The sequence below is a fragment of the Alcaligenes sp. RM2 genome, from assembly GCF_052931795.1.
In genome coordinates this window covers 264814-279302 of record NZ_JBRFIO010000002.1, presented here as the reverse complement: position 1 = coordinate 279302, position 14489 = coordinate 264814, and the positions used below count along the sequence as shown (strand labels likewise).

Annotated in this window: 16 protein-coding genes; 10 read left to right on the top strand and 6 right to left on the bottom strand. The window is 57.1% G+C overall.

Annotated elements, in window-relative coordinates; all coding sequences use genetic code 11:
- Nucleotides 1–87 precede the first annotated feature (87 nt).
- The 3 genes from ACU6HM_RS08110 (at nt 88) to ACU6HM_RS08100 (ending at nt 3837) form a co-directional block, all read left to right on the top strand.
- Entirely contained in the window at nt 88–1080 is a 993-nt protein-coding gene (locus tag ACU6HM_RS08110) for a Bug family tripartite tricarboxylate transporter substrate binding protein (protein WP_035271329.1), read from the top strand.
- A gap of 15 nt (nt 1081–1095) precedes the next feature.
- Entirely contained in the window at nt 1096–2262 is a 1167-nt protein-coding gene (locus ACU6HM_RS08105) for an amidase (protein WP_446763644.1), read from the top strand.
- Between the two features lie 261 nt (nt 2263–2523).
- The gene (locus ACU6HM_RS08100; protein WP_035271333.1) at nt 2524–3837 is read left to right on the top strand and encodes a ferredoxin reductase family protein; all 1314 of its coding nucleotides are present in this window, start codon (nt 2524–2526) and stop codon (nt 3835–3837) included.
- 95 nt (nt 3838–3932) lie between these two features.
- Here the strand turns inward: ACU6HM_RS08100 and ACU6HM_RS08095 are convergent, their stop codons facing one another.
- Complete coding sequence (locus ACU6HM_RS08095) at nt 3933–4541, bottom strand: TetR/AcrR family transcriptional regulator (protein WP_446763643.1); 609 nt, start codon at nt 4539–4541, stop codon at nt 3933–3935.
- Between the two features lie 144 nt (nt 4542–4685).
- On the opposite strand from ACU6HM_RS08095, the gene ACU6HM_RS08090 reads away from it, so the two are divergent.
- The 5 genes from ACU6HM_RS08090 (at nt 4686) to ACU6HM_RS08070 (ending at nt 9962) form a co-directional block, all read left to right on the top strand.
- Nucleotides 4686–6194: a DHA2 family efflux MFS transporter permease subunit gene (locus ACU6HM_RS08090; protein WP_446763642.1), complete on the top strand. Its 1509-nt coding sequence runs from the start codon at nt 4686–4688 to the stop codon at nt 6192–6194.
- Between the two features lie 34 nt (nt 6195–6228).
- Nucleotides 6229–6609, top strand: coding sequence for an RNA-binding S4 domain-containing protein (locus tag ACU6HM_RS08085; protein ID WP_250756681.1), 381 nt, complete (start codon nt 6229–6231; stop codon nt 6607–6609).
- Nucleotides 6610–7045: 436 nt separating this feature from the next.
- Nucleotides 7046–8200, top strand: coding sequence for a mandelate racemase/muconate lactonizing enzyme family protein (locus ACU6HM_RS08080; RefSeq protein WP_446763641.1), 1155 nt, complete (start codon nt 7046–7048; stop codon nt 8198–8200).
- A gap of 30 nt (nt 8201–8230) precedes the next feature.
- Nucleotides 8231–9205 (top strand): Bug family tripartite tricarboxylate transporter substrate binding protein, encoded by a 975-nt coding sequence (locus ACU6HM_RS08075; RefSeq protein WP_446763640.1) that lies wholly within the window; start codon nt 8231–8233, stop codon nt 9203–9205.
- Nucleotides 9206–9320: 115 nt separating this feature from the next.
- Nucleotides 9321–9962: an HD domain-containing protein gene (locus ACU6HM_RS08070; RefSeq protein WP_250756679.1), complete on the top strand. Its 642-nt coding sequence runs from the start codon at nt 9321–9323 to the stop codon at nt 9960–9962.
- Nucleotides 9963–9975: 13 nt separating this feature from the next.
- Here ACU6HM_RS08070 and ACU6HM_RS08065 read toward each other — a convergent pair whose 3' ends face one another.
- From ACU6HM_RS08065 to ACU6HM_RS08045, 5 genes are all read right to left on the bottom strand, one after another.
- Entirely contained in the window at nt 9976–10350 is a 375-nt protein-coding gene (locus ACU6HM_RS08065) for a nucleotide pyrophosphohydrolase (RefSeq protein ID WP_009463202.1), read from the bottom strand.
- A gap of 71 nt (nt 10351–10421) precedes the next feature.
- On the bottom strand, nt 10422–10883 hold the full coding sequence (locus ACU6HM_RS08060; RefSeq protein ID WP_009463200.1) for a YaiI/YqxD family protein: 462 nt from the start codon (nt 10881–10883) through the stop codon (nt 10422–10424).
- Nucleotides 10884–10886: 3 nt separating this feature from the next.
- Nucleotides 10887–11153, bottom strand: a complete 267-nt coding sequence (locus tag ACU6HM_RS08055) for a hypothetical protein (protein ID WP_009463198.1) — start codon at nt 11151–11153, stop codon at nt 10887–10889.
- Nucleotides 11154–11434: 281 nt separating this feature from the next.
- Nucleotides 11435–11716: a peptidylprolyl isomerase gene (locus tag ACU6HM_RS08050; protein WP_009463196.1), complete on the bottom strand. Its 282-nt coding sequence runs from the start codon at nt 11714–11716 to the stop codon at nt 11435–11437.
- Nucleotides 11717–11812: 96 nt separating this feature from the next.
- Entirely contained in the window at nt 11813–12520 is a 708-nt protein-coding gene (locus tag ACU6HM_RS08045; protein ID WP_009463194.1) for a TerC family protein, read from the bottom strand.
- Between the two features lie 458 nt (nt 12521–12978).
- On the opposite strand from ACU6HM_RS08045, the gene ACU6HM_RS08040 reads away from it, so the two are divergent.
- A complete protein-coding gene (locus tag ACU6HM_RS08040) occupies nt 12979–13485 on the top strand; it encodes an RNA polymerase sigma factor (RefSeq protein ID WP_226348074.1) in 507 nt (168 codons plus the stop codon).
- Nucleotides 13475–14470 carry a FecR family protein gene (locus tag ACU6HM_RS08035; RefSeq protein ID WP_254499863.1) on the top strand — a complete coding sequence of 332 codons (996 nt, stop codon included), beginning with the start codon at nt 13475–13477 and terminating at the stop codon, nt 14468–14470. The genes ACU6HM_RS08040 and ACU6HM_RS08035 overlap by 11 nt, the downstream gene beginning before the upstream one ends.
- The last annotated feature ends 19 nt before the right edge of the window (nt 14471–14489 follow it).

Below are 14489 nucleotides of genomic sequence, written 5' to 3'. Positions count from 1 at the left end.
CTCTTACTACCATCCGTCCTGACACTTATCAAAAACAGGGCCATACTGCACGTCACTGCGAATATTGGCCCAACGCAGGAGATAGACATGACGGTATTCAAGCATCGCGCCCCTTTACTGAGTGGCCTGCTCACACTGACTTTGTTGGGTTCCGGTTCGGCCATGGCCGACGCGGCTTACCCTTCGCAGCCCATTACGTTTGTGGTGCCCTACGCTGCAGGTGGCAGCTCGGATACCCGCTCGCGCATGCTGGCTCAAAAAATGAGCGACAGCCTGGGCGTGACCATTGTGGTGGAAAACAAGCCCGGTGCCAGCGGTAATATCGGCACCAGCATGATTGCGCGCGCCAAGCCCAACGGCTACACCATCGGCCTGGGCAACTTTGGCCCCATGTCGGTGAACAAGGCGCTGTACGGCAGCAACCTGCCTTTTGATCCTGAACAGGATTTGCAGCCCATCGCCCTGATCGAACGCGGTGCCATGGCACTGGGTGTAAACAGCAACTCGCCCTACCAGTCTCTGGCTGATCTGGTCGCCGACGGTAAGAAGAACCCCGAAAAACTCGACTACGCCTCGACTGGCGCTGGTGGTGCCTCGCACTTGCTGACTGAACAGTTCAAGGCCACCTCCGGCTTTGACGCCGTACACGTGCCTTACCGTGGTGGCGCTCCTGCATCGAACGACCTGCTGGCCGGCAACATCTCCTTCTATCTGGAATTGGCCAGCCTGTTCCTGCCCCACATGCAAATCGACAACCCACGCCTGCGCGTACTGGGCGTGACCTCGGAAGAGCGTCTGAAAGCCATGCCTGACACCCCCACCTTCAAAGAACAAGGCGTGGATCTGGTGGCATCGAACTGGTTTGGCGTGATTGCCCCCGCCGGCTTGCCTGCTGATGTACTGGAAAAACTGAACAAGGCTGTCAACGACGCCCTGAAAGACCCCGACTACCGTCAGATTGTGGAATCCCAAGGCGCGGAAGTTGTAGGTGGCACACCTGAAGAATTTACCGCTTTTGTGAAAGAAGAAACCAAACGCTGGACCACGCTGATCAAGGCACAGAACATCTCGATTCAGTAGTTCCAGTTCTCGCTTATGACTGCAAGCCCTTCCCCTCTCGCTACGCAGGACCAGGCTATCCAGGCCTGGTCCTGGCTGGCTGATCCCGCCACCTGTATCAGCACCAATCCCACTGGCCCCTTGGCGGGTTTGAGCTTTGGTGTGAAAGATGTGCTGGATGTTCAAGGCATGCCCACGTGCTACGGCGCGCATTTCCCCAACGCGCTACCGGCCGAGCGGGACGCCGCCTGTGTCGCCCTGCTGCGTCAGGCCGGTGCCATTGCCCTGGGCAAAACCGTCACCGCCGAATTTGCCTACGCAGCCCCCGGCCCCACCCGTAATCCACTGAACCTGGAGCACACGCCCGGCGGTTCTTCCAGTGGTTCGGCAGCGGCCGTAGCAGCTGGCATGGTTGATTTTGCATTGGGCACCCAAACGGGGGGCTCCATGATGCGCCCCGCTGCGTTTACCGGCATTCTGGGTTTCAAACCCAGCTTTGGCGCGGTGCATCGCAGCGGTCTTTTCCTGTTGTGCGACAGCCTGGACACGATCGGCTACTTCAGCCGGGACTTGTCCGTGCTGCGCCGCGTGGCCACTGTCCTGCAAGGCTTACCTGATAGTCGAGTCCCCACCGCGCCGCGAATTGGCGTGCTGGATGGCAAAGATCTGGGCCCGATCACACCCGCAGCACTGGCCGCGTTGGAACAAGGCTGTGAGCATCTGGAGCAACAAGGCGCCCACCTGGAGCGTCTGCCTGCGGACCCACAACTGAAAGAGCTGCTGATCCTGCAAGGCCAGATCATGGCTTATGAAATGGCCCGCAGCCTGCTACCCGTCTGGCAAGCCAGCCCGGATGCCTTGCGCCCCATTACCGTGCAAGCCATCAAACAAGGCCTGGAATTGCCTGCAGCGGATTACCACGCCTGGCAGGCGCGCCGTCGCCAATTGCAAACAGAATGGCAGGATCGTTATGGTCATTTCGACGCATTGCTAACTCCAGCGGCTCCCGGCCCGGCTCCCTATGGACTGGATAGCACTGGCTCTTCGATACTGAATCGTCCTTGGTCCTTATTGGGCTGGCCTACCTTGAGCCTGCCCGCGCCCGGTCAAAGCAGCCCACTGCCCTTGGGTTTGCAACTGATCGGACAGCCTCACCAGGACGCGGCTTTGCTCGATCTGGCATCGCTTATCTGCCCGGCTTGATGGGTCTGAAAAGCAATCAAAAGAACTACTCTGCAACAAGCTGAAATAGAGTAAACAGCAACCAGAATCATTAACAAATGCTTTAAATAACAAATATTTAGGAGTGCTTTGAGTTTTCTCAAAACACTCTTGAATATTGGCTCCGCAAACGGCCTGGCAGCGTACTAACATCAATAAGGTGTTCCCGGTGCGCTGCGTCGGTACGTTCATCACATCGCGACTACGCAGCACCCGGCTCTTTCAAACAATCCGGAAAAGACCATGCGTCGCCCTCTCTTACTGCTGCTCTCCACTTTCTTTCTGATCTGGGCTGTTGAAGCCCTGTGGCTGGCCCCCTCGCCACCGGGCGATATGCTGTGGGTGGTCCGACAAGAAGGCATGCTGTTAACCGGGATTCTGGCACTAGGCACCATGACGGCCATCATGATTCTGGCCCTGCGTCCCCGCCGTCTGGAACCCTGGTTAGGCGGCATGGACAAAGCCTACAGGTTGCATAAATGGCTGGGTATCATCGCCATTTTGCTCAGTCTGGCCCATTGGCTCAGCAAGGAATCCAAAGGTCTGATCTCGGCAGCGATCGGCACGGGCGGCCGTCTGGCCAAAACCCCGGTTCCTGAATGGGTCAGCCTGTTCAAGCCCTATGCAAAATCACTCGGTGAATGGACGTTTTACGCGCTGATTCTGATGCTGATCATTACCCTGGCGCACCGCACGATTTCCTATAAAAAGTGGTACAGCCTGCATCGCCTGATGCCAGTGGCCTATTTGATCCTGATCTTTCATGGCGTGGTACTGACGCCCCCTGCTTACTGGAGCGGTATAGGCGGCTGGGCACTGGCCATCACCATGGTGATCGGGACAGCAGCAGCCGGCATCCAGTTGCTACGCAATTTGAGTTCGGCCTACCCGCATACGGGCACCGTGATCTCCTGTACGTCACAAGGTGATGTGCTGGAAGTGCAATGCCGCATGGACCAATCCTGGCCAGGTCACCAGGCTGGGCAGTTTGCCTTTTTGCGTTTGAAGGGTGAATCCGAGTCCCACCCCTTTACCTTGTCCGATGCGGATCAGGATAACCAGATTGTGCGCTTTCATATCAAGCAACTGGGCGACTGGACCCGCAGCCTGCCCGAGCGTTTGCATGTTGGCCAGAACATTGAGCTGGACGGCCCTTATGGACGCTTCACTCAGCCGGACCGCGATGACAAGGGCATTTATATCTGGGTGGGTGCGGGTGTCGGGGCCACGCCATTTCTATCCTGGTTAAGCCAGGAACATCAGGACGGTCACGCTCCCTACGCCTATCTGCAATATGCCTGTCAGCACAGCACTGACCCATTGGCTCAGGCCTTGAGCAAGGCTGCCAAAGAGCACCCGGACGTGAATCTGGAAATTTATGCCGATGGCCGTCGCTGGACGCCCAAAGAGGTGCTGCAGCATTACCATGCCGACAAACCTCTGCATATCTGGTTCTGTGGACCGGCTGCAATGGGCCGACAGTTGCGACGTGAGCTCAAGCAAACACTGCCTGCAAAATCCTGGACCTTGCACAAGGAACACTTCCAGTTCCGCTAAGCCTTTGCTCATCCAGCAACTGGCCTTGTTTAGAAATCAGAACAAGGCCAGTTCTGCGTATGCTGAGTGCAGCAATCCAGTGCGGCTAGAACAGCCTACATATTTTGGAGAGGCGGCGTCGCCCCGAGCATAGACACAAAAAGAGTCACCAGATTGTTCTCCATGACGGCCCACTGCTCTGCAGTTTCCAACCCCATATTGTCGACCGCGCCATGCATGCCCTGGTAGATCACCCAGGCGGTCAAATCCACGTCGGCCACAGACCAGGCCCCCGCTTGCTGCCCTTCGTTCAGGATCCTGTGCAAGGGCTCGGTTACCGTATTGCGTTCGCCCTGGTAGTTGCTGCGCATATGGTCTGAAAACACCAGATCATGCATCTCCAGCGTGTCCCTATAGGCCTGAACCGAAGCGCGAATCCAGCAAGCCAGACGCTGCACCCAATCATCTTCCGGCGCCTGCTCCAGCGCCCCCTGCACCCGGTCATGAAACTGCTGGATGAACTGCTCGCGCAGGGCAGCCAGAATCTCTTGCTTGGAGCTGAAGTAGTGATAGAACAAGCCCTTGGACATGCCCGCCCGCGACACAATTTCATCCACCGGCGTGGCATCAAACCCTTGTTGCAAAAACAAGGTGGCAGCCGCCTCCAATAAGTCTCGGCGACGAACTTCAGAGGGTTGGGTACGAGGTGTTTTGGCAGCGGTCATGGATGTCAAAGTATCAGAAAAACCCCGACAAAGTGCCTCGTCGGGTGTCACCGCGCTATTTTAGCCAGCCTGTTTATTTTTCATTGACTGACAGTCAGTCAATATTTTATAGTCGTCGATAATAATTCTCATTTATCAAATATCATGACTCGCCGACTTGCTCTAACCATCGCCATTTACCTGGGGACTTTTATGGTCACCCTGGACATCAGCATCGTGAATCTTGCCTTGCCACGCATGCAACAAGCCTTGCAAACCGATATGGCCGGGCTGCAATGGATCGTGGATTCCTATGCGCTGTGCCTATCCGCCTTCATGTTGTCTGCCGGGCTACTGGGGGATCGCTACGGACGCAAGAAGAGCTGGTTGCTGGGCGTGCTGGCCTTCACCGTCGGCTCCATGATGTGCGCCTTGGCCGGTTCACTAAGCGCCCTGCTCTGGGGTCGTGTCGTGCAAGGCATGGCCGGGGCTTTACTTATTCCTGGAGCCCTGTCGATCCTGACCCACGCCTTTCCAGACCCGGCCCAGCGTGCCCGCGTCATTGGCGGCTGGTCTTCCTTCAGCGCCCTGGCTTTGGTACTGGGCCCGATTCTGGGCGGTGTGCTGGTCGATGTAGCCGACTGGCCTTCGATCTTCAGCCTGAATCTGCCACTGGGCCTGCTGACCCTGGGCTTGGGCATGTGGGGTATTCAGGAGTCGGCCAATCCCGAACACGCAGCTTTCGACCCTGTCGGCCAGTTGCTTAGCGTTATCTGGCTTGGCTCCCTGACCTATGGCCTGATCTGCGCGGGTGAGCAAGGCTGGCACGCTACCGAGACGATTCGTTCCCTGGGCGTGGCCGCGCTCACCTTCGTGGCGTTTATCTATGCCCAAACCCGTGTCGCCCGCCCCTTGCTGCCTCTGAGTCTGTTTCGGGACTACCGCTTCAGCACTGCCAATATCGCCTCCTTTGTGCTGGGCTTTGCCGCCTATAGCAATGTGTTTTTCCTGTCCCTGTTCTTCCAGAACGCCCTGGGCTGGAGTGCCACCCAAACCGGCTGGGGGCTGGCTCCCCAGTTCATTGGCATGGCTGTGCTGGCCTCCCGTTTCGGTGCCTTGAGCCAGCGCTTTGGATTGAAGCTGATCCTGACTACGGGCTTTGGCCTGATGGCTGCCGGTTCCTGGTTGATGATGTTGCTGCAACCCGGCGCTTCCTACTGGATGGCTGGTTTCGCATTGGCCGTACTGGGCATTGGCATGGGTTTGTCAGTGCCTGCGTGCAGTACCTTGGTCATGAATCTGGTGCCGCGTGAGCGTTCCGGCATGGCATCAGCCACCACCAATGCCATCCGCCAAACCGGCATGACCCTGGGCGTTGCCCTGCTGGCTTCCTTGATGAGCCAAGGAGCAGTCAGCTCCCTGTCCAGTCGTCTTGATCCGGACAATCCCATGCTGGAACAGGCACAACAAATTATCAGCTCCGGTCAGGTGAATCTGCCTGCCTCAGCAGATTCCTTGTTCTGGATGCAAGCCATCCAGCACGCCTGGGCAGACGGCTTTCACCGCGTCATGTTCTGGGCTGGATTGCTGGCCGTCTTCAGTCTGGTTCTGCTGCTGCGTCTGCGTTTGCCTCGTGTACAGGCTGCTCCTGCCGCTGCGGTGGAACTGCATTAAGCCCAGCTTTTGCAGACTGGATTTACAATAGCGCATGGACAAATTACGACTGGATAAATGGCTCTGGGCAGCGCGCTTTTACAAGACGCGCAGCCTGGCTTCCGAGGAGATCACCAAAGGGCGGGTTTTGCTGAATCAGCAAAGCACCAAGCCTGCCCGCGAAGTCTCAATCGGTGATGTGATTACCTTGCGCAAGGAGACTCCTGCCATGGAGGTTCACGTCACCGCCTTAAGCGGCGTACGTGGTCCCGCGCCGCTTGCTCGCCAGCTGTATCAAGAGACGGAAGAAAGCAGCACACGACGCGCGCAGGCCGCCGAACAACGCCGTCTGGCACCTGAACCTGCACTGGACTTTGATGCTGGACGTCCGACCAAGAAAGATCGTCGTCAGATGCAGTTGCTGCGGGGGAAATAGACCGCTCCCTGCTCGTACTTCGCGGTATAGAAAAAGCCCTGCCAAGCTGCCCTGCCTGGCAGGGCTTTTTTTATGATTCGTTCTTTCGATGAGTCTATCACCAGCGTTTCACGGCGATCTGCACAGGGACTAAAAATCCACTCCTGCTTGCCTCTTCCCCGCCGGTCTACCTGCTTATGCCGCAAGCGCCTGCACTGCTTTTGAGCACCCCACAAAACGTCTGCACTCCCGTCCGCTAAAGCATCTGCCGATGCAGAAAACCTTCAACTAAAAACCTTAAAAATAGCGCTACAAACCCTTTTTGATATATCAGATCACGCTTTTATATATCAATGAAATCAAGGGTTTACACCATTGATCGCGCTTGCAACAAAACGCTATAAACCTAAAACAATTACATGCAAACGCATTCAAAAAAATGCAAGGAGACAGAAAAATGAAAATCACGGCAGTACGCGCGATTCCCTTGAACGTGCCTTTTCAGTTCGATAGCGCAGGCATCAAAAAACCCACGAATCTGGCTATCTGCCATGTGGAAATCGAGACCGATGAAGGCATCACCGGCTATGGACTTAGCGCCATTACCGAAGAGCACCCTGTTGCCAGCACGATCAACGATATTCTGGCCAGCGACCTGATCGGGCAAGACCCCTTGAACACCGAGCGCTTGTGGGATCGCATGTACTGGAACGTGTGCCCTCGTGGCCAGACGGGCTATGCCATGCACGCTATCTCTGCGTTGGACATTGCCTTGTGGGACATCAAGGGTAAAGCCCTGGGTCTGCCCGTATGGAAACTGCTGGGGGGCGCTCGTGAAAAAGTCCCTGCCTACGCGACCTTCGGCTTTGCTTTCCTGGGCGAAGAAGAGTTGGTTAAAGTTGCGCGCGACTGCGTGGATCAAGGCTTCAAGGGCTTGAAGATGGTGGTAGGCCATCATGGCTTGCAACGTCGCGACGAACCCCGTCCCCTGGCCGACCTGATCCGCCAGGACATGCGCCGCATGAGCCTGGTACGAGAGGCCATCCCCGCCGACATTCCGCTGTACATCGACGGCAATTGCAGCCTGGACTATGTACACGCCAAAGCCATCGCCCGCCATGCCCGCGATCTGGACGTCGGCTTTTTTGAAGAACCCATCACCCAGAACGACACAGGCCGCTTGCGCGAATTGCGTCAAAGCACTGGGATCACCATTGCCGCTGGTCAAAACGAAGGCCAGTCCTACCGCTTTCGGGATCTGTTGATGCAGCAGGCTGTCGACATTCTGCAGCCCAACGTGCTGATTTCTGGAGGTTTCACCCAGTCCCGCAAGATCTTCGCTCTGGCGGAAAGCTTTAACGCGTCCGTCGCCAATGGCGGGGCGTTCCCCTCCCACAACGGTCACCTGCACTGCGGATTGCTCAATGGCGGCGATGTGGAATGGCACCTGGCCGCCAGCGCCATGATGGCCGAGATCTACACCGGCCTGCCTCAGCCCGAACAAGGCTGGCTGCGCATGCCCGACGCCCCCGGCCTGGGGCTGACACCACGACAAGATCAAATCGACAAGCTGCGCAGCAACCCCGGCAGCCTGGGCTCCGGCAAAGGCTGAAACCGACGACTACCGAGGAGGTAAAAAAACATGAAACCCTGGTCCCGTGTTGTACTTGCCCTCAGTTTTATCTTTGCTGCCGCGCCCCAAATCTGGGCAGCTCCCCCCGCCTGGGCCGAACGCCCGGTGCGACTGATCGTCCCTTCTGCCGCGGGTGGTTCGGGCGACACCCTGGCTCGTCCTCTGGCCGAAGCTCTGGGCAATGAAATAGGTCAAACCGTTGTTGTAGAAAATAAAGGAGGTGTAGGCGGCGTGCTGGGTGCCAGCATGGTGGCCAACTCCAGCCCCGCCGACAATCAGCTCTTGTTTGGTGCCGTGCATCACATGATTGCACCTGCCGTGTTGAAGAACTTCCCCTACGACACACGCAAGGACCTGAAAGCCGTCACCCTGATTGCCGCCATGCCCAATGTGCTGGTGGTGAACGCCAATTCGCCCTATCACAGCGTGGACGACCTGCTGGCCGCCGCCAAGCAAGGGGCTGGCGTGAACTATGGCACCAGTGGCGTAGCCACCATGCTGCATCTGATGGCCGGCAAGCTGGAAAAAAAATCCGGCACCACCATGACCGCCGTGCACTACAAAGGCAGCGGCCCGGCTGTCATGGCGCTGATCAGTGGCGATCAAGTGGACTTCATGTTCGAGACCATGCCGTCGGCCGTGGCACAGATACGCAATGGCCGCCTGCGCGCCCTGGCCGTATCCAGCCCGGAACGCGCTCCTGCCTTGCCGGATGTTCCCACGCTGAAAGAACTGGGCATGGATGAGATCAGTGCCCAGACCTGGTACGGGATTTTCATGCAAGGCGATGTACCGGATGCCACCGTGCAAAACGTGGCAGACAGCATCCATCGTGCCTTGAATACCGACAAGATCAAGGAAATCTGGGAAGGGAACGGCGCGACCCTGGTCACCAACAGCCCAGCCGAGTTCACGGTCTATGTGGATCAGCAGCTGAACTATTGGGCCGACTCGGTCAGTGATCTGGGGCTGAGCAACTTCTAACTTTAAAAACTGCAATTCACCTTCAGGGCTGCCACTGGCAGTCCTTTTTCTTGAGCCTGTCCTGCCCCTGCTGCTTCGCGTTATGCTGTGGCACCATCTACAGCAAACCATAGCCATGTCCAGCCTGTTTCATCCCTTTGAAGAGCTTGCCACCCAACTCCTGCCCCACAGCAGCACCAGTCACAACGACGGCTCCCACGACCAAACGCACTTGCAGCGCGTCTGGAAGAACGTCTGTGCGATTCAGGAAAAAGAAGGTGGGGATCTGCGGATTTTGCTGGCAGCAACGGTGCTGCACGACTGCGTGGCGGTAGAGAAGAATTCGCCATTGCGCTCTCGTGCTTCCACCCTGTCGGCGGAGCAGGCACGACACATTCTGACCAGGCTGGGATGGTCAGAGCAGGACTGTGAAGCCGTGGGCCAAGCAATTCAAAGCCACAGCTTTTCAGCAAACATCCCGCCCGTCAGTCTGGAGGCCCGCATCTTGCAGGATGCAGACCGGCTGGATGCCATTGGCGCTTTAGGGATAGCTCGCTGCTTCTATACAGCGGGGCGAATGGGCTCCAGCTTGTATGAGCCGGAAGACCCAAAAGCAGAGACTCGTCCTCTGGATGACAAGCGCTACGCGCTGGATCACTTCCCGGCCAAATTATTCAAATTGGCCGAGGGTTTTCAGACTGAACGGGGGCAAGCAATCGCGCGTGAGCGACACGCGCGGATGGAACGGTTTATAGAGGAAATGCTGGGGGAGCTGTAATCCCTAGCCCCTTTTACAACTCCGTATATTTCTTGTTCGTCCCCCGCACTTTGTCAGCGGGGTATTTCCGGGCGTTTTTTACCAGCTTGTTGGTAACAGCCTCATTCATATCCACACCCAGAACGAAGGCCAGACGGCTCAGGTAGATTTGCACGTCAGCCAGTTCATCGCGCACGGCTTCAGCAGTTTTCGGGTCTTTGCCTGCTTCGCGGGACTGGTCTTCTGTCAGCCATTGGAAGATTTCGATCAGCTCGCCCACTTCGTTGGTCAGGGCCATGGCCAGATTTTTGGGGCTATGGAACTGGTCCCACTCACGCTCGCGGGCGAACTGGGCGACGGCCTCGTTCAGGCCAGTCAAATTCATCAAGGGGCGTTTTGAGTCTGTCATTACGTACTTCACTCTAAAAATTTCAATCCAGCGACAGACTCACACAAGGGCCGGGGGGATGGCAAGTCTGTTTACGATCTCGCAGCCGTTTGCAGGCTCATCATCAGGCGGTCCAATGCGTTGGCAAACTCACGCCGGTCGGCCTGGCTAAAGGGGGCCGGGCCTCCGATATCCACTCCAGTGCTACGCAGCTCTTCCATCATGTCGCGCATGGCCAGGCGCTCGCCTATGCTGTTGGCGTCCAGGCGTTCGCCCCTGGGTGTCAGGACCAGAGCTTTACGCTCCAGCACCTGGGCAGCCAGAGGGATATCGGCAGTAATCACCAGATCTCCCACGCTGGCGTGCTGGACGATGTAGTCGTCCGCCACGTCAAAGCCCCGTGCCACCTGCACCGCCCTCAACCAGGGCGATGGCGGGGTGCGCAGCATCTGATTCGCCACCAGGATCACATGGCGACTCCAGCGCTGCCCGGCGCGGTACAGAATCTCTTTGATGACTACGGGACAAGCGTCCGCATCGACCCAAATCTGCATGGGTTACAGGCCCAGAGTTTGAGCCAGCAGCCGATCAATGACCTCATTGGTCGAGACGCCTTGCTCGGTAGCACGAGCGCGCACGGCATCAATAACTGGCTGGGTCAGCTTGACGGGGAAGGACACCAGGCCAGCAGCCTGATCCAGACGACGTTGTTCGCGCCGATCGGCCACGGCGGAGTCACCTGCAAAGCGTTGTGGCGTACCCGCTTTTTTTACATTGCTCAGCAGTTTGACGGCGCTGAGTTTTTCCATATCGGTGCGTTTCATCGGATTTCTTTATAAGAATGGGCTGGTTCGCTCACGGTAAGCAAACAATACGGCGACAAGGCCGTTAGCCGGTATGGCTGGCATACTGCGCAGCTTGCAGGAAAATGTCCAGGCTTTTTATGTATAAGCCCTGATAATCAAAGCTTTAGTTTCTGTAAGCAGCCACCGCCCGGCCCTACACCTAACCACCAGTCACCAGTCACCAGTCACCAGTCACCAGTCACCAGATCAGCATGCGCAAAAAAACCCGCCGTAGCGGGTTTTTTATTGGCCTGATCGTATCAGTCCTGACGTGCAGTCACTTCTACCAGGTGGTAGCCGAACTGAGTCTTGACGGGGCCTTGCACAACGCCAACGGGGGCGCTGAACACAACCTGATCGAACTCGGGCACCATTTGGCCACGGCCAAATGTTCCCAGCTCACCGCCCATGCGGGCCGATGGGCAGCTGGAATTTTCCTTGGCCACCTGAGCAAAGTCAGAACCACCTTCGATAGCGGCTTTCAGTTCGTTCGCTTTCTCTTCGGTGCTGACCAGAATGTGGCGTGCGGAGGCTTGTGCCATGGTGTACTCCTTTTTTTAGAAAATCGTTTGAGCTTAACCCAGAACCATGCCGGAAGCGAAGCCCCCGGCACCGGTTCTACACCTGCTGTTTCAATTTCAGGCCTGGGCAGCTTTCTTGCGCTTGGCCGCGGCAATGCCATGACCCAGGGCAACGATCAGCAAGGCACCCACCACTTCAGCAATCAGCTTGGTGCTGGTGGAGGCCTCACCAAAGAACTCGATGAACTTCACGTCGGTCACGATCATGCCACCGGCAATCCAGCCCAGCAGCGCGGCGCCTAAGGTCACCACGATAGGGAAGCGATCGATCAGCTTCAGAACCAGGGTGCTGCCCCAGATAATGATAGGCACACTTACGACCAGACCAAAGACAACCAGACCGATCTGATGATCCGGATCGGCGGTTTGCGCCGCACCGGCAATGGCGATCACGTTGTCCAAGCTCATCACAAAGTCGGCAATAATGATGGTTTTAACAGCTTTCCACAGGGTGGCACTGCCTTCCACATTACCGTGGCCTTCATCTTCAGGGATCAGCAGTTTCACACCAATCCAGACCAGCAACAAGGCACCGACCACTTTCAGGTAAGGCACGGCCAGCAAGGTCAGGGCAAAGGCAATCAGGACGACGCGCAGGCCAATGGCACCGGCCGTACCCCACAAAATACCTTTGACACGTTGTTTGGCAGGCAAGTTACGGCAAGCCAAAGCGATAACCACGGCGTTATCGCCCCCCAGCAATATATCGATCAGGATGATCTGAAATACTGCCGCCCAACTCATTGTTTGCAAAAACTCCATCATGTGTAAGACCGCCTTTTCATATTGTTTGATTAAAAGCTGACGACCATCTTGCATGACTGTACAACGAGAAAATGACGACTCGTGTACAAAACAAAAATGGCCTGATCCATTAAGGGCACAGGCCATATCGTTTTTAGAGGATACACCTTGCCCTTTAATGGCAAGGTCTTGCTTGCAACCCTAAGGTTGCCCGGGCACCGGGAACGTGTGCAAAAAACACAGATTGCCGTGATGACGATGCGCCGGAAAGTAAGCTACTCCCCCTGATAGTTCGCAAGTATAACGATCTTGTATGAAACAACAAAGCTTTTCGCCGGACATGACGATTTTTCGGTGCAAGTTCCGGATCGACGTTGCAAGCTGGCCTCACGCCCCGATAGGGCCTGAATAAAGCGCCATTGAGTTAATGAGAACTATTTGCAATAATTTGCTTTTTGTCATTCAAGCTCCCTGCCCCCATGTCCAATTCGGACCTCTCCCGCAAAAGCTGGCTGGCCTATTATGGCGAGTTCATGCAGTCCTGCCTGCGCCGCTTTGGCGGTGCCGCGGACGCGGAAGACGTCGCCCATGATGCGGTAGAGGCCCTGCTTCGAAAAGATCAGAAAACACTGACAGCGGCCCATGCCCGCAACTTTCTGTACAAGTCCGCGCGCCATCGGGCCATTGATCTGTGGCGTCGCAACAGCCGCTTCCAGCACCTGGCCTGGGACGAGCTGCATGAAGACGCTCACCCCATCACCGACGGTGCCGATGCCCACGCCAGTGCGGAGCAAGTGCGCCACGCCCTGGTTGCGGCCCTGGAAGCGTTGCCTTTGAATCACCGACGGGCTTTTGTCTTGAATCGCATCGAAGGCTGGACCCAGCCTGAAATTGCCCGTCATCTGAAACTGTCCATTGCCAGCGTGGAGCGTTATATTGCGCTGGCCAGCCAGTTTATCCGCGAGCGCCTGCGCGATGAGTTCTGAATCCCCTTTCTACCCCAGTGATGCCACCTCCCCCGCCGAAGCCGCCGCCCAATGGTCGGCCCGCCTGCATTCGGGCCGCTTCAGCCCGGCTGACGAGCAAGCGCTGGAGGAGTGGTTGCAGGCTGACCCGGAAAACGAGCGCGAATTTATGGCGGTGGAGCAGTTAAGCTCCCTGGCCAGCACGCTGGACAAGGATTTGGTCAAGCTGCTGTATGGCGGCAAAGTGCCCCAGCGGCCCGATCTGCGCCGCCGCAAACTGATCCGTAATACCGGCGCCCTGGTCGCTGTCGCGGGCTCTGCCGGTTTGGCAGGCCTACTACTCGGCCCCCAGGCTGTGTACGCCGCTAGCCTGCAAACACGTGTGGGCGAGCGCCGCTGGGTTCCTCTGCCGGACGGCTCCAGCCTGGAGCTGAATACCGCCACCCAAGCCGAGCTGCGGTTTTATGAAGACAGCCGTCATCTGGACCTGATTCAGGGCGAAGTGATGTGCGCGATAGCATCCAGCCCGCAGCGCCCTTTCATCGTCAAAGCAGGCAATACGGTGGTACGCGTTACCGGCACCAGCTTTACGGTTCGCCGCGATGCCGAGCAAGTCAAAGTGCTGGTCGAAAGCGGTAGTGTGGAAGTGTCCAGCGGCCGCTGGTGGAACCGCCAGACCCGGTATCTGGCCGCTGGCTCTGGCGCCACCGTTTCCGTTCAGGATGGGCTCAGTATTCAACCCGAGGTCGATGTGGCCGCTGCCACCGCCTGGCGGCAAGGACGCCTTATTGTGCGGGACCTGTCCTTGTTCGAAGTCGTTGCTGAAATCAACCGCTATCGCGAGCATCCCATCCGCATTGCTGACGGCAGAATCGGCCAGCAGCGTGTCACCGCGTCCTTCCTGCTGGATGAACAAAGTGCGGTGCTTCAAGCCCTGCAACAGATCCTGCCACTGCAGGCCAAGACACAAGACGATGGCAGTGTCCTGCTGAGCAGCGTCTCGTAATTACAATTAGTGTCAAATA